The sequence below is a fragment of the Pseudomonas sp. TR47 genome, assembly GCF_044143025.1.
Classification (GTDB): domain Bacteria; phylum Pseudomonadota; class Gammaproteobacteria; order Pseudomonadales; family Pseudomonadaceae; genus Aquipseudomonas; species Aquipseudomonas putida_E.
The window spans coordinates 25088-42828 of record NZ_JBHFCS010000026.1 but is presented as its reverse complement, the minus strand read 5'-3'; the positions used below and the strand labels follow the sequence as shown (position 1 = coordinate 42828).

The 17741-nt window shown below is 61.7% G+C and carries 15 protein-coding genes; 6 read left to right on the top strand and 9 right to left on the bottom strand.

Features of this window, described 5'->3' with window-relative positions; translation table 11 throughout:
- Window positions 1-60: 60 nt before the first annotated feature.
- Complete coding sequence (locus ACEWE8_RS22300; protein WP_046788208.1) at window positions 61-1323, top strand: response regulator; 1263 nt, start codon at window positions 61-63, stop codon at window positions 1321-1323.
- Window positions 1324-1353: 30 nt separating this feature from the next.
- Here ACEWE8_RS22300 and ACEWE8_RS22295 read toward each other — a convergent pair whose 3' ends face one another.
- Both ACEWE8_RS22295 and desA read right to left on the bottom strand, forming a co-directional pair.
- Entirely contained in the window at window positions 1354-2340 is a 987-nt protein-coding gene (locus ACEWE8_RS22295; protein WP_046788209.1) for a sensor domain-containing diguanylate cyclase, read from the bottom strand.
- 141 nt (window positions 2341-2481) lie between these two features.
- A complete protein-coding gene (gene desA / locus ACEWE8_RS22290) occupies window positions 2482-3666 on the bottom strand; it encodes a delta-9 fatty acid desaturase DesA (protein WP_046788210.1) in 1185 nt (394 codons plus the stop codon).
- A gap of 147 nt (window positions 3667-3813) precedes the next feature.
- Between desA and dibA the strand changes: the two genes are divergently transcribed.
- Entirely contained in the window at window positions 3814-5709 is a 1896-nt protein-coding gene (dibA, locus tag ACEWE8_RS22285; RefSeq protein WP_046788211.1) for a phosphodiesterase DibA, read from the top strand.
- Window positions 5710-5771: 62 nt separating this feature from the next.
- Here dibA and tcyN read toward each other — a convergent pair whose 3' ends face one another.
- From tcyN to tcyJ, 3 genes are read right to left on the bottom strand one after another with little or no spacing between them, the layout of a single operon-like run.
- Window positions 5772-6530 (bottom strand): L-cystine ABC transporter ATP-binding protein TcyN, encoded by a 759-nt coding sequence (tcyN, locus tag ACEWE8_RS22280; RefSeq protein ID WP_046788212.1) that lies wholly within the window; start codon window positions 6528-6530, stop codon window positions 5772-5774.
- Between the two features lie 2 nt (window positions 6531-6532).
- A complete protein-coding gene (gene tcyL / locus ACEWE8_RS22275) occupies window positions 6533-7201 on the bottom strand; it encodes a cystine ABC transporter permease (RefSeq protein ID WP_039603142.1) in 669 nt (222 codons plus the stop codon).
- Window positions 7198-7992: a cystine ABC transporter substrate-binding protein gene (gene tcyJ / locus ACEWE8_RS22270; protein WP_012316741.1), complete on the bottom strand. Its 795-nt coding sequence runs from the start codon at window positions 7990-7992 to the stop codon at window positions 7198-7200. Before tcyJ ends, tcyL begins: the two co-directional genes overlap by 4 nt.
- 269 nt (window positions 7993-8261) lie before the next feature.
- Between tcyJ and epsC the strand changes: the two genes are divergently transcribed.
- Together epsC and betT are read left to right on the top strand one after the other, a co-directional pair.
- Window positions 8262-9194: a serine O-acetyltransferase EpsC gene (gene epsC, locus ACEWE8_RS22265; protein ID WP_046788213.1), complete on the top strand. Its 933-nt coding sequence runs from the start codon at window positions 8262-8264 to the stop codon at window positions 9192-9194.
- A gap of 245 nt (window positions 9195-9439) precedes the next feature.
- On the top strand, window positions 9440-11401 hold the full coding sequence (betT, locus tag ACEWE8_RS22260; RefSeq protein WP_217433396.1) for a choline BCCT transporter BetT: 1962 nt from the start codon (window positions 9440-9442) through the stop codon (window positions 11399-11401).
- 107 nt (window positions 11402-11508) lie between these two features.
- Here betT and tauD read toward each other — a convergent pair whose 3' ends face one another.
- From tauD to tauA, 4 genes are read right to left on the bottom strand one after another with little or no spacing between them, the layout of a single operon-like run.
- A complete protein-coding gene (tauD, locus tag ACEWE8_RS22255; protein ID WP_367904077.1) occupies window positions 11509-12342 on the bottom strand; it encodes a taurine dioxygenase in 834 nt (277 codons plus the stop codon).
- Between the two features lie 52 nt (window positions 12343-12394).
- The gene (tauC, locus tag ACEWE8_RS22250; protein WP_046788215.1) at window positions 12395-13234 is read right to left on the bottom strand and encodes a taurine ABC transporter permease TauC; all 840 of its coding nucleotides are present in this window, start codon (window positions 13232-13234) and stop codon (window positions 12395-12397) included.
- Complete coding sequence (gene tauB, locus ACEWE8_RS22245; RefSeq protein WP_012316736.1) at window positions 13231-14019, bottom strand: taurine ABC transporter ATP-binding subunit; 789 nt, start codon at window positions 14017-14019, stop codon at window positions 13231-13233. The genes tauC and tauB overlap by 4 nt, the downstream gene beginning before the upstream one ends.
- 13 nt (window positions 14020-14032) lie before the next feature.
- On the bottom strand, window positions 14033-15004 hold the full coding sequence (gene tauA / locus ACEWE8_RS22240) for a taurine ABC transporter substrate-binding protein (RefSeq protein WP_046788216.1): 972 nt from the start codon (window positions 15002-15004) through the stop codon (window positions 14033-14035).
- Between the two features lie 500 nt (window positions 15005-15504).
- On the opposite strand from tauA, the gene ACEWE8_RS22235 reads away from it, so the two are divergent.
- Together ACEWE8_RS22235 and ACEWE8_RS22230 are read left to right on the top strand one after the other, a co-directional pair.
- A complete protein-coding gene (locus ACEWE8_RS22235; protein WP_046788217.1) occupies window positions 15505-16836 on the top strand; it encodes an OprD family porin in 1332 nt (443 codons plus the stop codon).
- Between the two features lie 165 nt (window positions 16837-17001).
- Window positions 17002-17640: a peroxiredoxin gene (locus tag ACEWE8_RS22230; RefSeq protein WP_012316733.1), complete on the top strand. Its 639-nt coding sequence runs from the start codon at window positions 17002-17004 to the stop codon at window positions 17638-17640.
- The last annotated feature ends 101 nt before the right edge of the window (window positions 17641-17741 follow it).

Here is a 17741-nt window from a genome sequence, read left to right as displayed (position 1 = left end):
GGCAGGACTTGCTTTGGAAGCTGCAACGGATTGCGTGTCAGGGATATTCAGGAGTTGGCCATGAACGCTGCAGACCCCACCCCACCTTGCGTACTGATTGCCGAGGGCGATCCCTGGGTGCGCGACATGCTGCGTGAGATGCTGCTCAGCGTGCGCTGTGATGCCCGGCTGCAGGTGTGCGCCGATGGCTCACAGGCGCTCACGGCATTGGCCAGCAAGCCTGATCTGATCATCGCCGCCCGTGAGCTGGCAGGTGTCGATGGCCTGGACCTGTTGCGCAAGGTGCGCGCCAAGGGGCCGGGGTTGCCGTTCATTCTCATGAGCAACCGCAGTGACAGTGCCAGCGTGCGGGAGGCGCTGCCGCTGCACCCCACGGCTTACCTGAGCAAGCCACTGAACATGGACAACCTGCGCAAGCGCCTGGAAGAGCTGCTGCTTGAAGTGGGTGAGCAGATCGCCTGCCCGGTGCCACCGTTGCAGCCAGGGGCGAGCCTGCCGGCCTTCCTTGAGCAGCGCCGCGCCACCGCCGATGGCGGGCCGCTGTTCGCCGACGTGCAGGTGGCGATCAAACGCGCGCTGAACCCGCAGGGGCTGGACCTCAAGGTGCTCGAAGAGGAAGTGCGCAACGACCCGCAGGTTACTGCCGTACTGATCGCTGCGGCCAACAGTGCTGCGCTGCACCGCGACGCACCGGTGCAGACCCTGCTGCAGGCGCTGAACAAGCTTGGCAGCACGCAGAGCATGAACCTGATTCTGGGCCTTGCCCTCAAGCGCAGCGCCCGCCTTAGCGACCCGCTGCTGGCGCAGCAGGCGGCGCATTTCTGGAACCTGTCGCTGCATACCGCCGAATACGCTCGTTCGCTGGCGCGCATGCTTGAGCTCGATGAAGAGCTTTGTTACTGCGCCGGGCTGTTGCACTGCCTGGGTGACCTTGCGGTGCTGCGCTGCCTGCAGGAGTGGCGGCTGGCAGGTGGTGAACTGCATGATGGCTTGGTGCAGGCGTCACTGCGCGACTTCGGTGCAGCATTCGGCTCGGCGCTGCGAACCCGCTGGCGCTTGCCGCTGGGCCTGCGTGAGCTGATCGCAGCAATCTATCAGTTGGGCGGTGGGGTGTATTCGCGGGAGATCCTGGCCATGAACCTGGCAGGGCAACTGGCAAGGCTGCCGGCGGGTCAGGGGTTGGAGAAGGTGGCCGACAACAAGACCGCGCGCTTGCTCAAGGTTGGGTTGGCGCAGTTGAGCCGGTTGCGCAAGGTGCAGAACCCTGAGGTAAAACCGCAAGATGAAGAGCCGCCTGTCCCCGAAGAAAAGGTGCCGACCTGAGTTTTGGGGCCGCCGTGCGCAGCCACTGGCTCAGCCCCGCACGATCTGATTCTTGCCCTGCCGTTTGGCCCGGTACATCGCTGCATCGGCCCGTGCGAAGAGGCTGTCCAGTGAGTCATCCTCATCCGTTAGCCCGGTCAGCCCCTGGCTTACCGTCACTCCATACACCTGCTCGCCATGGCTGAAACTCAGCCGCTGAATCTCGCGCTGCAGGCGCTCGGCAATCTGCTCGGCGACCTGCGCATTGCAGCCGGGGAACACTGCGGCAAACTCCTCGCCACCAATACGCCCAAAAAGGTCGCCGCGGCGCAGCACTGCCTTGCCACTGTCGGCAATGCGTTGCAATACCTGGTCGCCTTCCTGATGGCCGTAGCTGTCGTTGATCTGCTTGAAGTCATCGATGTCCAGTAGCAAGAACGCCAGTGGCGTGCCGTCTTCGCGTGCGCTGTCGAAGGCTTGGCCTGCACATTCGAAAAAGTGCCGGCGGTTGCTGCTCTGGGTCAGCACGTCCGTGGTGGCCAGGCGATGCAGCTCGCCCTCAAGCTGCTTCTTGTCGGTGATGTCTTCGGCAATGCCGACGATTATCACCCGGTCACCTTCCTGCTGCTGGTTGATGTAGCACTTGTCACTGAGCCAGCGTACCTGGCCGTTTGCATTGAGAATGCGGTACTCGCGGTCTTCAACCGCGCCTTTGATCAGCACCTGGGCCAGGCTGCGCTCGGCGTATTCCAGGTCATCGGGGTAGATGCTGTCGCGCCATTCGTTGAAGTCCGCCAACACCAGGCTCGTGGGGCGGCCGAAGATGCGTTCGTAGGCGGGGCTGACGTAGAGCACCTGGCGTGTTTCCCAGTCGAACGCCCAGAGCACCGCGTTGACGCTGTCGAGCAACGAGCTGTAGAGCTGTTCACGTTCGCTCAGGCGAGCCACTTCGCCTTGGGCATGCAGCAAGGCCAGCAGTATTTGGGCTGCCTCGGGAGCTGAATTGCCGGGCAGCGTTGAATGGATGTTCTTGGCCATGTGCACGGAGCGGCTCTCGACGGGTAAGCGTGCGGCCAAAGACCGGCCCGCCACGCGGGCGATGTGCCGGCTTTGAGTGGTTTTTCAGGGGGGAAGTTCCAGCGTGCACGCCCCGTTGCGGGGCGTGCCGATCAACGGTGCTCAGGCGCCGTTCGGGCGCAGGGAGTAGGTTTTCAACTGCGCTGCGAAGTCGTGCAGGGCGTGAATGCCACTGGCTTCCGCCTCGTGCACCCAGTCTTTCATGGCGGCCAGCATGTCGTGACCATTGGCGCTGGTACGGGCCCAGATCTGCTGCAAGGCCAAGCGTTTCTCATAGATGGTCTTGAGTGCCTGGCTCTGCTCAAGCAGGGACTCGATGCGCACATGGTGACGCTCTTCGAGCAGGCTGGGTTCCCGCGACAGCAGGCGTTTGGCCCGGCGGAAGCGATGGCGTACCGAGGCGTCGACCTTGGCCAGTTCCTGTTTGACCAACGGGCCGATCACCAGCTTGCGGTATTGGGCCATGATCTGGAAACGGTTGTTGAGGATGGCCATGGTGGTGTCCATGTCCAGGTTGGCCTTGCCTTCGACGCGATGCGCGATAGGCGCCACCCGCTGTACTTTGGCCAGGCGCAGCAGGCACAACAGGCGTATCCAGGCCCAGCCGGCATCGAACTCCCAGCGCTTGACCGACAGCTTGGCCGAATTGGGGTAGGTGTGGTGGTTGTTGTGCAGTTCTTCGCCACCGATGACGATGCCCCATGGCACCAGGTTGGTAGCAGCGTCGCGGCACTCGAAGTTGCGGTAGCCCACCGCATGGCCCAAGCCGTTGACCACACCCGCTGCCCAGAACGGAATCCACATCATCTGCACCGCCCAGATGGTAATGCCGATAGTGCCGAACAGCAGCAGGTCGAGCACCGCCATCAGGGCGATACCGCCATGTTTGTAGCGTGAGTAGAGATTGCGCTCGATCCAGTCATCCGGGCAGTTTTTGCCGTAGATGCGCAGGGTTTCGGGGTTGAGTGCTTCTTCCCGATAGAGTTCGGCGCCTTTGCGCAGCACCGTGCCCAGGCCTTTGTGTACCGGGCTGTGCGGGTCGTCCGGGGTTTCGCACTTGGCGTGGTGCTTGCGGTGCACTGCTGTCCACTCGCGGGTGTTCTGCGCCGTGGTCAGCCACAGCCAGAAGCGGAAGAAGTGCTTGAGCGCGCCATTGAGCTCCAGGGCACGGTGGGCGGAGTAGCGGTGCAGATAAATGGTGACGCTGATGATGGTCACGTGAGTCATCAGCAGGGTAACGCCAACCAGTTGCCAGGCCGACAAGTCGAGCAGACCGTAATACCACATAGGTGTCAAAACCCTCGAAGACACAGGGGAAGGCTCTGATTATCCCTTGGCAGGGAAATAAAACCAGTCACCCTTGCAGATAGGACGTCACGGCATGTTTCTGCCTCTATAATGCCCCATCATTTTTCATGGACTTTTGTTGCCGACATGTCTGTTTCCGTTCGCGACGCCTTGCGCATGGCCGCGCTGTATCTGGTGCTCTCGATCCTCTGGCTGGTGCTGTCAGAGGTGGTTTTGCGCAGCATGTCTGAAGACCCTCTGGCCTTGGCCGTGGGGCGGCAGATCAATGTTGTTTTATGGGTGCTGGCCAGCGCGGGGCTGATTTTCTTTACCCGTGCCCGTCTGCTCAATTTCATCGGTGTCGGCGCACGGCTTCGCAGCGAAGACCGCGCCCGCCTGCGTATGGCCGCAGCCGTGTTCGACAGTACCCTGGAGGGCGTTCTGGTCACTGACCGCCAGGGGCTGATCGTGCACGTCAACCGTGCCTTCATGCGGATCACGGGTTACCAGCAGGACGAAGTGCTCGGCCAGCGCCCGAGCAAGTTCAAGTCGGGCCGGCACGGCGTGCCGTTCTATCAGCAGATTTATGCCACCCTGGCAGAGAAGGGCGAGTGGAGCGGGGAGATATGGAACCGGCGCAAAAGCGGTGAAATCTACCCGCAATGGCAGACAATCCGCGCCATACACGATGATGGCGGTGAGATGACCCATTATGTCGCGGTTTTCAGCGACATCAGCGCGATCAAGCATACCGAGCAGGAACTGGCCTACCTGGCCCATCACGACCCCCTTACCGGCTTGCCCAACCGTCTGCTGTTCAACGACCGGGCCGAGCAGGCACTGGCTTCGGCACAGGCCAACAAGCGTGGATGTGCTTTGTTGCTGCTTGACCTTGACCACTTTCAGAGCATCAACGACGGCTTGGGCCACACCATCGGTGATCAGCTGCTCAAGCTGGTAGGCGAGCGTCTGGCCGAGGTGGTGGGCAATGGCGTGACCTTGGCGCGCCTGGGCGGTGACGAGTTTGGTGTGCTGGCAGAGAACTGCCAGCAGGTCGGCCAGGCCGGCAAACTGGCACAGGCGCTCATCGAACGCATGCGTGAACCGTTCGAGTTCGACGGGCATCGGCTGTTCATCAGCGTCAGTGTTGGCATCAGCCTGTTCCCCAGCGATGCGTTGAGCGCCGAACAGCTACTGCGCAACGCCGACTCGGCGCTGTTCAAGGCCAAGCACAATGGCCGCGCCTGTTACGCGCTGTACACCGAAGAGCTGACGGCACACGCCCAGCACCGGGTGGAAACGGCAGGCGAGCTGCGCCGTGCGCTGGCGCAAGACGAACTGCGGGTGTTCTACCAGCCGGTGTTCGACCTGTTCACCTCGAAGATGGTCGGGGTGGAGGCACTGGTGCGTTGGCAGCACCCGCAACGTGGCTTGGTGCCGCCAAGCGAATTCATCCCTATCGCCGAGCGTACCGGGCTGATTGCCGACATCGATGCCTGGGTGCTGCGCGAGGCGTGCCGGCAGATGGTCAGTTGGCAGGCTGACGGGCGCCTGCTCGAGTTCGTTGCGGTCAACATCTCCAGCCGGTTGTTCGGCCAGCGTGAGCTGTACCGGCAAGTGGCCGGGGTGTTGCACGAAACCGGTCTGGATCCGTCGCTGCTGGAGGTGGAGGTGACCGAGAGTGCAGTCATGGAAGACCCCGAAGTCGCGCTGGAGCAGTTGCACCGGCTGCGTGAGCTGGGCTTGAACCTGGCAATCGATGACTTTGGCACCGGCTACTCGTCGTTGCTGCGGCTAAAGCGCCTGCCGGTGCAGAAGCTGAAGATCGACCAGGGCTTCGTCGCCGGCTTGCCGGTGGATGACGACGACGTCGCGATCGTGCGGGTGATCATCGCCCTGGCCCGGAGCATGGGCATGCAGGTGCACGCTGAGGGCATCGAGCAGCCGGAGCAGGCCAGGTTCCTGCTGGAGCAGCAGTGCCAGCTGGGGCAGGGCTACTGGTTCGGGCGGCCCGTGCCGGCTGAGGGTTTGCGTTGGAACTGAGTAGGGCCGCTTCGCGCCCCATCGCCGGTTTGCCGGCGATGGGGCGGTGAAACGAATGCCGATTATTCGGAAGCCGCAGTCCCGAGAAACTTGCGCAAGAACTGCCGCGTCCGCTCTTCCTTGGGATTGGCAAACAGCGCCTTGGCCTCGCCCTGCTCGACGATCACCCCCTTGTCGAAGAAGATCACCCGGTTAGCCACATCACGCGCAAAGCTCATCTCATGGGTGACGATGATCATGGTGCGCTTTTCTTCCGCCAGGCCGCGGATGGTCGCCAGCACCTCGCCGACCAGCTCAGGGTCGAGCGCCGAGGTGGGTTCATCGAACAGAATCACCTCAGGTTCCATGGCCAGCGCCCGGGCGATGGCAACGCGCTGTTGCTGTCCGCCCGAAAGGCGTTTGGGGTAGGCGTCTTCCTTGCCCGCCAGCCCGACCTTGGCCAGCAGCTTGCGGCCCAGCTCGATGGCTTGGGCGCGGGGCGTCTTCTTGACGATCACCGGCCCTTCGATGACGTTTTCCAGCGCTGTGCGATGAGGGAACAGGTTGAAGCTCTGGAACACGAAGCCGGCCTGCTGGCGCAAGCGGCGAATGGCACTTTGCTGATTGCCAAGCGGGCGGTTGGCATCGATGCTGATGGCACCGATCTGAATGCGCCCGGCGTCTGGCGTTTCCAGCAGGTTGAGGCACCGCAGGAAGGTAGTTTTGCCCGAGCCGCTGGGGCCGATGATGGCCACCACTTCGCCCGGTTGCACGGTCAGGTCGATGCCGTTGAGCACGGTCTGGCCTTTGAACTGCTTGGTCAGGCCTTCTACTACGATCATCTTCAGTGCTCCTGGTCGTGCTGGTTGACCCGCGCTTCCATGCGGTTCTGGAAGTGCGCGAGGATGCTGCAGAGGACCCAGTAGACCACCGCAACGGCCAGGTACATGGTGAATACTTCGAAAGTGCGCGCAGTGATCAGCTGCGCCTGGCGGAACAGCTCGGGCACCTGGATGGTCGCCGCCAAGGCGGTGTCCTTGACCAGCGAGATGAAGCTGTTACCCAGCGGTGGCAATGCCGTGCGCAAGGCTTGCGGCAGGATCGCCCGGCGCATGGCCTGGGTGCGGGTCATGCCGATGCTGGCGGCTGCTTCCCACTGGCCACGGTCGATCGAGGAGATCGCCGCACGCAGGATTTCGCAGATGTACGCTGCCATGTTCAGCGACAGGCCAATCAGCGAGGCCGGGATCGGGTCGAGTTCGATGCCGATCTGCGGCATGCCGAAGTAGATCACGAACAGCTGCACCAGCAGCGGCGTGCCCCGGAAGAACGACACATAGATGCGTGCCAGCCAGTCCAGCGGCAGGATCTTCGACAGGCGCATCAGTGCCAGGGCAAAACCCAGTACCAGGCCGAAGAACATGCCGCCGACACTCAGCAGCACTGTATAACCCGCACCCTTGAGCAGGAAGGGCGCGGAATCGACAACGAGTTGCAGGCTTTCAGCGATCATTTGGTGACATCGGCACCGAAGTATTTCTCGGACAGCTTGGCCAGGGTGCCATCGGCCTTGAGCTTGTCGATGGCCTTGTCGATGGCCGCCAGCAGCTCCGGCTCACCCTTGCGCAGGGCCACGCCGCTTTCCAGGCGCGAGAAGGCGTCGCCGGCAAGCTCGGTGTCCTTGGCTTTTTGCGCGTATTCCAGGGCGGCCAGGCGGTCGATCAGGATGGCGTCGATACGGCCGTTGCGCAGGTCGGCGAACTTGCTTGGGTCATCTTCGTAGGTGCGCACTTCAGCGTTCGGAACGTCCTGCTTCACCCACTGTTCGTAATTGGTGCCCAGGCCCACGCCGACCTTCTTGCCGGCCAGGTCCTGCGCGGTCTTGATGTTCAACTGCTCGGCTTTCTTCTTCAGGATCAGCGCCTGGATGCCGGAGACGGTGTAGGGCTCGGAGAAGTCGTACTTCTTCTTGCGCTCCTCGGAGATGGTCACTTGGTTGACCACCACGTCCAGGCGCTTGGATTCCAGCGCTGCAAGGATGCCATCCCATTTGGTTGGCTGGATCTTGGCCTTGACGCCCAGCTCCTTGGCCAGCAGTTCTGAAAACTCGACCTCGAAGCCGGCGAGCTTGCCGTTTTCATCCTGGAAGCTGAACGGCGGGTAGGTGCCCTCGAGGCCGACGTTGATCACGCCTTTTTCCTGGATGGTTTTCAGTTGCTCGCCGGCGAATGCCTGGCTGAACAGACCGGTGCCCAGCAGGATGGCCAGGCTGGCATTGAGAAGCGGTTTGGCGAATTTCGACATGTCAGGCCCCGCGCTTGTTGTGGAAGTGGTGGGTGGCGACTATAGGGTTGGCTTCATAGGCCAGGAAATAATAAAAACTTATTTTGTTATTTCCTTTTTGATCTGTGCCGGGTTTTGGCTGCTTTGAGGGTAGGCGACGATGCCGGGTCCGTCATCGCGGCTTATGCCCGACTTAGCGCAGGATGGAATAAAGCGTTGTTTTTTCCAAGGGGCTGATTTGCCGTAAAGTGGATTGCAAACTATCTGATTGGCCCTGGCAGGAGATCACCGTGAGCGAACAACCCTCATCCGCGCATTGGCAGTTGCACAATATTGTCAGCGGCCTGCGCAGCGCCCGTGAGCAGTGGCGAAGCCGCAATGGCCGCAGCATTGGCGAGCAGGGCGGGCGCGAATTGCCTTCGCGCGAGGCCATTCGCCAGGTCCTCGAGCAGTTGTGCGGTGCGCTGTTCCCGATGCGTTTGGGCCCGGTCGACCTGCGCGAAGAGAGCGAGGACTTCTACGTTGGCCACACCCTCGACGCCGCGCTGACCGCGTTGCTGGCCCAGGCACGTCTGGAACTGCGCTATGCCGCGCGCCAGAGCAATGCCGACCTGGCCGCCGTCGATGCCCAGGCACTGCGCCTGATCCAGGATTTTGCCGCCGCCCTGCCAGGCCTGCGCGTGCTGCTCGACACCGATGTACTCGCCGCCTACCACGGTGACCCGGCCGCGCGCAGCGTCGATGAAGTGCTGCTGTGCTACCCGGGCATACTCGCCATCATCCATCACCGATTGGCCCACCATTTGTACCAGGCCGGTTTGCCGTTGTTGGCACGCATCTGTTCGGAGCTGGCGCATTCGGCCACGGGTATCGATATCCACCCGGGCGCGCAGATCGGCCCGAGCTTCTTCATCGACCACGGTACCGGTGTGGTGATCGGCGAGACTGCAATCATCGGTGAGCGTGTGCGCATCTACCAGGCGGTGACCCTTGGCGCCAAGCGCTTCCCGAGCGATGAGTCGGGTACGTTGCACAAAGGCCTGGCCCGCCACCCGATCGTCGAGGACGATGTTGTGATCTATGCAGGCGCGACCATCCTGGGAAGGATCACCATTGGTAAAGGTTCGACCATTGGCGGCAATGTGTGGCTGACCCGGAGTGTGCCGGCCGAAAGCAACATTACCCAGGCCAATCTACAGTTGGATTGCCAGGGCAAGAATTGACCTGAATGCTTCACTGCCTGTACCGGCCCTATCGCCGGTGCAGGAATGCGCCGATCAGCAGCCCGGGTCGCATCGAATCCCGATCCATGTTTAACTTGAACGCTTGTTCAACGAAAAAACGCTGGTCCGCTGCCGGTGTTCAACAGGAGGATTCCTTTGCTGAACCCGTTCATTCCGAACCTCACGTCAATCGACGAGGTGCATGCCCCATGAGTGCACCGACCCCTTCCAACAGCCAGATCCGCATGAACCCTCCGGTGTTCTATTTTGCGGCAAGCTTCATCCTCATCTTCGGCCTGGTGGTCATCGCCCAACCGCAAGCAGCGGGCGACTGGCTCTTGGCAGCGCAGAACTGGGCGGCCAACACGGTCGGCTGGTACTACATGCTGGCCATGACCCTGTACCTGGTCTTCGTGGTGGTCACCGCCTTGTCCGGCTACGGCAAGATCAAGCTTGGTGCCGACCACGACGAACCCGAGTTCAGCTACCTGTCGTGGGCCGGCATGTTGTTCGCCGCCGGTATCAGCATCACGCTGTTCTTCTTCTGCGTTTCCGAACCCCTGACCCACATGCTCCAGCCCCCCCAGGGTGAGGCGGGCACGGCGGAGGCCGGGCGCCAGGCGATGCAGATACTGTTCCTGCACTGGGGCCTGCATGGCTGGGGCGTGTTTGCCTTCGTCGGCATGGCGCTGGCTTATTTCGCCTATCGCCACAACCTGCCGCTGGCTTTGCGTTCGGCGCTGTACCCGCTGATCGGCAAGCGTATCAACGGGCCGATCGGTTACGCGGTAGACGGTTTCGGCATCATCGCCACGGTGTTCGGCCTGGGCGCCGACATGGGCTTCGGGGTGCTGCACCTCAATGCCGGCCTCGACTACCTGTTCGGTATCAGCCATAGCCAATGGGTGCAGATCGCGCTCATCGTCCTGATGATGGGCGCTGCGGTGGCCGTAGCGGTCGCGGGGGTGGAGAAGGGTGTGCGGGTGATGAGCGACATCAACCTGTTCCTGGCCTGTGCGCTGCTGCTGTTCGTGCTGTTCGCCGGGCCCACCCAGCACCTGTTCAATACCTTGATCCAGAACCTTGGCGATTACCTCGGCGCCCTGCCACGCAAGAGCTTCGACGTTTACGCCTACGGCGAAAACCGCGACTGGCTGGGCGGCTGGACGGTGTTCTACTGGGCCTGGTGGATTGCCTGGGCGCCTTTCGTGGGGCTGTTCATCGCCCGTATCTCGCGTGGCCGCACCATCCGTGAATTCGTCTTCGGTGTGCTGCTGATCCCGCTGGGCTTCACCCTGGCGTGGATGTCGATCTTCGGCAACAGCGCGCTGGACCAGGTGCTGAACCACGGCATGACCGCGCTCGGCCAGTCGGCCATCGATAACCCGTCGATGAGCCTGTACCTGCTGCTGGAGACCTACCCGTGGAGCAAGACCGTCATCGCGGTGACGGTGTTCATCAGCTTCGTGTTCTTCGTCACATCGGCGGACTCGGGCACGGTGGTGCTGTCGACCTTGTCCGCCAAGGATGGCGGTGCTGATGAAGACGGCCCGAACTGGTTGCGGATCTTCTGGGGCGCGATGACCGCGCTGATCACCAGCAGCCTGCTGTTCGCCGGCAGCATCGATTCGCTCAAGTCGGCGGTGGTGCTGACCTCGCTGCCGTTCTCGTTGATCCTGCTGTGCATGATGTGGGGGCTGCATAAGGCGTTCTACCTGGAGTCGCAGCGCCAGATCGCCCAGTTGCATTCGCTGGCACCGTTCGCGCAGTCCCGCCGTGGCCGTGGTGGCTGGCGCCAGCGCCTGAGCCAGGCGGTGCACTTCCCGTCACGCGATGAGGTTTACCGCTTCATGGACGACGTGGTGCGCCCGGCGATTGCCGATGTGCGCGAGGTGTTCGAGCAGAAAGGCCTGGTACTGGTGACCCAGGATGACCCTAGCCACGACAACGTCAGCCTGAAAGTGGGCCATGGTGAAGAGCAGCCGTTCATCTATCAGGTGCAGATGCGCGGGTATTTCACACCGTCGTTCGCGCTGGGTGGGTTGGGGACGCAGGATTTGAAGAACCGCCGTTATTACCGGGCGGAGGTGCACCTTAGCGAGGGCAGCCAGAACTACGACCTGGTGGGCTACAGCAAGGAGCAGATCATCAACGACATCCTCGACCAGTACGAGCGGCATATGCAGTTCTTGCATCTGGTCAGGTAGATCGCTGGGGCCGCTTTGCGGCCCTTTCGCGACACAAGGCCGCTCCTACAGGCCTGTAGGAGCGGCCTTGTGTCGCGAAAGGAGGCCAAAGGCCTCCCAATGTTCTTTCAGAACGGCGCATCCCCCAGGATGGTCGCCCGATGCATCACCCGCCGGTTCGGCCGGTAATCATCCACCGCAAAATGCTGAGTGACGCGGTTGTCCCAGAACGCCACGTCGTTCTCCTGCCAGCGCCAGCGGATGCTGAACTCCGGCCGCGTCGCATGGGCGAACAGCAGCTTGAGCAATGCTTCACTCTCCAGCTCGCTCAGCTCATTGATCCGCGTGGTGAAACCTTCATTGACGAACAACGCCTTGCGGCCGCTTACCGGGTGCGTACGAATAACCGGGTGTGACAGCGGCGGGTTGTTGCGCCGGGCCGCTTCCCAGCGCGCCAGGTCTTCAGGCGTAGTGCCAAAGCGCTCGAGCGGGAACGACTTGGTGAAATCGTGCGTTGCAGTCAGGCCATCGAGCATCTCGCGCAGCGGGGCCGACAGGGCTTGGAAGGCGGCAATGCCGCTGGCCCACAAGGTATCGCCGCCATAGGCCGGCAACTGCTTGGCACTGAGCACCGCACCCAGTGCCGGGGTCGGGAGGAAGGTCACGTCGGTGTGCCACACGGCATTATCGCGTACGTCGGTGACCGCAGTGTCGAGGATCAGCACCTGCGGGGTTTGCGGTACGTTGGGGTAGATCGGGTGGATGTGCAGGTCGCCGAAGCGCGCGGCAAAGCGCGCTTGCTGCTCGGGTGTGATCGGCTGGTCCCGGAAGAACAACACCTGGTGTTGGAGCAGTGCCTGCTCGATGGCGTCGCGCTGCTCGACGGTAATCTCGCGGCCGATGTCCACGCCGCTGATCTGGGCGCCGAGGGCCGGGCTGAGGGGGGTAACGGTCAGGCTCATGTCTTTTCTCACTCCAGGCGCCGGGTAGCCGGCGTGGTCAGTCCGCAATCGGTCAGTGGCTTTGCCCATGCCAGGGCACCAGCTTGCGCTGCAGGGCGCGCAGGCCCATCTCCAGGGCGAAGGCGATCAGGGCGATCAGCAGGATGCCCAGCACCACCACGTCGGTCACCAGAAACTGCGCCGCCGACTGCACCATGAAGCCCAGGCCGCTGGTGGCAGCGATCAGCTCGGCGGCTACGAGGGTCGACCAGCCCACACCCAGGCCGATACGGATGCCGGTGAGTATGTCGGGCAGGGCGCTGGGCAGGATTACGTGGCGGATCAGTTGCACCTTGGTCGCCCCCAGCGATTGCGCAGCGCGCAATCTGGCCGGGTCGACGGTGCGCACGCCGGTGGCCGTAGCGATGGCGATCGGGGCGAAGATTGCCAGGTAGATCAGCAGTACCTTGGACAACTCGCCGATACCGCACCAGATGACGATCAGTGGCAGGTAGGCCAGTGGCGGTATGGGGCGGTAGAACTCGATCAGTGGGTCGAGGATGCCGCGGGCCACACGGTTGTAGCCGATGGCGATACCGGCCGGGATGGCAGTCAGGGTCGCGGCAACCAGCGCCAGGCCGATGCGGCCCAGGCTCGCGCCCAGGTGTTGCCACAGGCTGGCGTCCATGTAGCCTTGGGTGAGCAAGCTCCAGGCTTTGGCCAGGATGTCGCCGGGCGCTGGCAGGAACAGTGGCTCGATCCAGCCGGCGGCGGTCACCAGCCACCAGACCAGCAGCAGGCTGGCCAGGGTTAGCGTGCTGATCCAGCGGGTGGAAAGTTGGCGGCGCGCTTTATCAACGGGCCGGGCTTGGCTGTCGCGCTTGCTGGCGACCGGCAGATCAAGGCTGCTCATGCGTGCTCCTGCAGGCTTTGGCGTTGAGAGAAAACCCGCGCCAGCACATGCTCGCGGGTTTCAATGAAGCGTGGGTCAGACTTGATGGCCCGGGCCGATTCGCCAGCGGCATAACGTTGGCCGAAGTCCAGCTGCAGGCGCTCGACCACGCGGCCTGGGTCTGGGGCCAACAGCACCAGTTCGGTTGCAAGGAATACGGCTTCTTCAATGTCGTGAGTGATCAGGAACACCGGTTTGGCGGTGCGCTGCCAGACCTGCAGCAGCAGTTCCTGCATCTGCTCGCGGGTGAACGCATCGAGGGCGCCGAACGGCTCGTCCATCAGCAGTACCCTTGGGTCGGCCGCCAGCGCGCGGGCCAGGCCCACACGCTGCTTCTGGCCACCGGACAGTTGCCAGATGCGCCGCTCGCCAAAGCCATCCAGATCGACCAGTGCCAGCATTTCCCGTGCCTTGGCCTCTCGCTCGCCGCGGGCTACACCGCCCAGCTCCAGGCCGAAGGCGACATTGCCCAGCACGTTCTGCCACGGCAGCAGGGCATCGTCCTGAAACACCACGCCGCGTTCGGCACCGGGGCCTTGCACCGGCACGCCGTCAAGGGTGATGCGCCCGCCGCTGGGGGCGACAAAGCCCGCGATCAGGTTGAGCAGCGATGTCTTGCCGCTGCCGGAGGGGCCCAGTGCTACCAGCAGCTGGCCTGGGCCCAGGCTGAGGTTGATGTCGGCCAGCACAGGGGTGCTGGCGCCGGGGTACTGTGCGCTGATGCGCTCCAGTTCTAGCAAGGCCATGACGGGCTCCGGATCAATTGGGCAAGAACTTGGCGCTGACGTAGGCCGAATAGTCCGGCAACACGGCGTCGACCTTGCCTTGCTGCTTGAGGAAGGTGGCGGTGTCGGTCAGCGCTTGAGTGGTCGGTGCACCCAGGGCGTTGGCCTGGTCGGCGGCCAGCGGGTAGACGTTGCCTTGCAACAGAGCAGGAATATCACTGGCCTTGGCACCGGACAGCTTCACCAGCTTGGCCACGTTGTCCTTGTTGGCAAGCCAGGCCGTCGGGTCTTTGCGGTAGTCGGCGTAGGCGTCGAGGGTGACCTTGGCGAAGGCTTTGACCACCTCGGGGTGCTTGTCGGCGAATTCCTTGCGCACGATCCAGGCATCGAAGGTCGGTGCGCCTTTTTCGGCCAGCTCCCCGGAGGTGATCAGCACCTTGCCGTTTTCCTTGGCCACGCCCAGGGCCGGGTCCCAGACGTAAGTGGCGTCGATGTCGCCGCGCTTCCAGGCAGCGATGATCGCCGGTGGGGCGAGGTTGAGGATCTGCACCTTGGACGGGTCGATGTTCCAGCTCTTCAGCGCGGCCAGCAGGCTGTAGTGGCCGGTGGAAACAAAGGGCACGGCGACTTTCTTGCCGATCAGGTCTTGTGGGGTCTTGATGCTGTCGCGGGCCACCAGCGCTTCGCCGGCGCCGATCTGGGTGGCGATCAGGAAGGTTTCCACCGGCAGCTTGCGGGTGGCGGCAGCGGCCAGCGGGCTTGAGCCCAGGTAGCCGATCTGCACGTCGCCGCTGGCCACTGCAGTGATCACATCAGCGCCGTTATCGAACTTGCGCCAGTCGATGCTGGCCTTGCTGGCTTTTTCGTAGTCGCCATCGACCTGGGCCACCTTGGCCGGGTCGACGGTGGTCTGGTAGGCGACGGTCAGGTCGGCGGCCTGGGCGAACCAGCTGGTTCCGGCGAGGGTCAGGGCGGCGAGCAAGCGCAGTGGCGTGTGCGGGATCATGGTCGAACCTCTTGTCAGGCAATCGGTGTGCTGAATGGCAAGAAGGCTAGATGATCTAATAAATAGAAAATAAATAACTTTTTGGAATTAGCATAGGAGCCATTCGCTTTAAGCTGAAGGGCTTGATCAGGCTTCTGGGTGAAGACCAAGTGAAATGGTCGGTCTTTTTCCGCTTAACAGGGCGATTGGAAATAAGGATATGAGCAAACGTTTGCAAATAACCTAAAGCTATTACAAGCGGCTGCCGATACAGCTTTTGGCAGTAAAGGTTTCAACCATATGCCTTAAAAATCTTACAAATTCATAAAACGGTCATTTTGGATTTATAGGATTGTCATTATCCTGTAGCGCAGGTGGCGTCTTAGACCAAAGTCGTGAAATGTTCAGTAACGATTGACTTGCTGGTCACTCTTTGGGACTAAATCGCCAGTCCACGGTGAGCAGGGCATCAGATCCCGCCGCCAGAGATACACAAAAATTAGAACGTAGAGGAGCAAAACATGTACAAGTCCAGCCTGGCTCTGGCCGTGGCACTGGGGGTTCTCGCCCAACAAGCAGGCGCTGCCGGTTTCGTTGAAGACAGCAAATTGTCTTTGAGCTCGCGCACCATGTATTTCAATGGCGATAACCGTGATGGCGGTTCAGACAACCGCGAGTCGGGTCAAGGCTTCAAGCTCGACTACCTGTCCGGTTTCACCGAGGGCACCGTTGGTTTTGGCGTAGACGTTCAAGCGCTGTGGGGCATCCACCTGGATGGCGGCAAAGGTCATCACCCTGACAACAGCTCCTTCTTCCCAAGCGACAGCGACGGTTCGGCTGTAGACCAGTGGGCGCGTATCGGCGGAAACGCCAAGGCTCGCTTCTCCAAGACCGAAGTTCACTACGGTAGCGCCCTGGCGCCGAACCTGCCGATCCTGGTCTCCAACGATGGCCGTCTGCTGCCGCAAACCTTCGAGGGTGGCACCATCCAGTCGAAGGAAATCGACAACCTGACCATCAATGCCGGTCAGCTGACCCACGCCATGGGTCGTGCTTCGAGCAACCGTACTGGCCTGTCGGTCAACGGTGCGACTGCAGACAGCAACAAATTCATCTACGGCGGCCTGGACTACAAGCTCACGCCTGACCTGACCCTGCAGTACTACTACTCGAACCTGAAAGACTTCTACAAACAGCACTTCCTCGGTGCGACTCACGTCTTCAAGATTGCCGACGACCAGTCGTTCAAGACCGATCTGCGCTACTTCGACAGCAGCAGCGACGGCAAGAACGGCAGCTCGGGCGCGTACAACTTCAACAACAACGGTGGTTACGAGAAGAATGACGGCAAGGTCGACAACAAGACCTGGTCGGCCATGTTCACGTACACTCTGGGTGGCCACTCGCTGATGCTGGGTCATCAGCAAGTCAGCGACGATGGCGGCTTTGTCTGGCTGAACCAGGGCTCGGTCCGTGATGGTAATGGCCGTCCGGAAGGTGCTGGTGGCGCCAGCTTCTACCTGTTCACCGACAGCATGATCAACCAGTTCGCCAAGGCCGGTGAAAACACCACCTTCGGTCAGTACTCGTATGACTTCGCGCGTCTGGGTGTGCCAGGCCTGAAAGCTTCGGTTTCTTACCTGAAAGGTGAAGACGGCAAGAACGCCGTTGGCGGCGGTACCTTCAGCGAATGGGAACGTGACGCTCGCGTTGACTACGTTATCCAGGAAGGCACCTTCAAGGGCCTGGGCGCCAGCCTGCGTCACGGCGTATACCGTGGCACTGGCACCAGCTCGCTGGCTGACCAGGATCAGACCCGTCTGATCTTCAACTACACTTACAATTTCCTGTAAGCCGTAGCTGAACAAGAAGCCTCGCCTAGTGCGAGGTTTTTTTGTGCCTGCAACTCGAAGTGCGATTAAGTTATAAACAAATCATTATTTATTCTTTTTGTTTTTATTGGAATGCAGGCACATTGAATCTCACAAGGCCAGCCCATAGCCCAGGAGCCGCACCCCATGAGCCTCAAACTCGGCGACATCGCCCCCGACTTCGAACAAGATTCCAGCGAAGGTACGATCCGCTTCCACGAGTGGCTCGGTAACAGCTGGGGTGTACTGTTCTCTCACCCGGCCGACTTCACCCCGGTGTGCACCACCGAGCTGGGCCTGACCGCCAAACTCAAGGACGACTTCGCCAAACGTGGGGTCAAGGCCATCGCCCTGTCCGTAGACCCGGTCGACTCGCACCACAAGTGGATCGAGGACATCAACGAGACCCAGAACACCGTGGTCAACTTCCCGATCATCGCCGACGCCGACCGCAAGGTTTCCGACCTGTACGACCTGATCCACCCGAACGCCAGCGACACCCTGACCGTGCGCTCGCTGTTCGTCATCGACCCGAACAAGAAGGTGCGCCTGACCATTACCTATCCAGCCAGTACCGGGCGCAACTTCAACGAAATACTGCGGGTGATCGACTCGCTGCAGCTCACCGACAACCACAAGGTGGCCACGCCAGGTAACTGGCAGGATGGCGACGAAGTGGTAATCGTGCCTTCGTTGAAGGATGAGGACGAGATCAAGCAGCGCTTCCCGAAAGGCTACCGCGCTGTAAAACCCTATCTGCGGCTGACCCCGCAACCCAATCGCTGAAGCATTCTCGTTGCATTGCTCTTAGCCATAGCAGGGATATTCGGGCCGTTTCGACGGCCCTTTTTTATGCCTGCACAAACCGCTTCAGGCGTGGGGCTGCT

Excerpts from the sequence above, each read along its gene's own strand:
- dibA (WP_046788211.1), top strand. The coding sequence starts at position 3,814 with ATGTCTGTTTCCGTTCGCGACGCCTTGCGCATGGCCGCGCTGTATCTG.
- betT (WP_217433396.1), top strand. The coding sequence starts at position 9,440 with ATGAACCCTCCGGTGTTCTATTTTGCGGCAAGCTTCATCCTCATCTTC.
- ACEWE8_RS22235 (WP_046788217.1), top strand. The coding sequence starts at position 15,505 with ATGTACAAGTCCAGCCTGGCTCTGGCCGTGGCACTGGGGGTTCTCGCC.
- tauC (WP_046788215.1), bottom strand. The coding sequence starts at position 13,234 with ATGAGCAGCCTTGATCTGCCGGTCGCCAGCAAGCGCGACAGCCAAGCC.
- ACEWE8_RS22230 (WP_012316733.1), top strand. The coding sequence starts at position 17,002 with ATGAGCCTCAAACTCGGCGACATCGCCCCCGACTTCGAACAAGATTCC.
- tcyL (WP_039603142.1), bottom strand. The coding sequence starts at position 7,201 with ATGATCGCTGAAAGCCTGCAACTCGTTGTCGATTCCGCGCCCTTCCTG.
- tauB (WP_012316736.1), bottom strand. The coding sequence starts at position 14,019 with ATGGCCTTGCTAGAACTGGAGCGCATCAGCGCACAGTACCCCGGCGCC.
- ACEWE8_RS22300 (WP_046788208.1), top strand. The coding sequence starts at position 61 with ATGAACGCTGCAGACCCCACCCCACCTTGCGTACTGATTGCCGAGGGC.
- desA (WP_046788210.1), bottom strand. The coding sequence starts at position 3,666 with ATGTGGTATTACGGTCTGCTCGACTTGTCGGCCTGGCAACTGGTTGGC.
- tcyJ (WP_012316741.1), bottom strand. The coding sequence starts at position 7,992 with ATGTCGAAATTCGCCAAACCGCTTCTCAATGCCAGCCTGGCCATCCTG.
- tauA (WP_046788216.1), bottom strand. The coding sequence starts at position 15,004 with ATGATCCCGCACACGCCACTGCGCTTGCTCGCCGCCCTGACCCTCGCC.
- ACEWE8_RS22295 (WP_046788209.1), bottom strand. The coding sequence starts at position 2,340 with ATGGCCAAGAACATCCATTCAACGCTGCCCGGCAATTCAGCTCCCGAG.
- tauD (WP_367904077.1), bottom strand. The coding sequence starts at position 12,342 with ATGAGCCTGACCGTTACCCCCCTCAGCCCGGCCCTCGGCGCCCAGATC.
- tcyN (WP_046788212.1), bottom strand. The coding sequence starts at position 6,530 with ATGATCGTAGTAGAAGGCCTGACCAAGCAGTTCAAAGGCCAGACCGTG.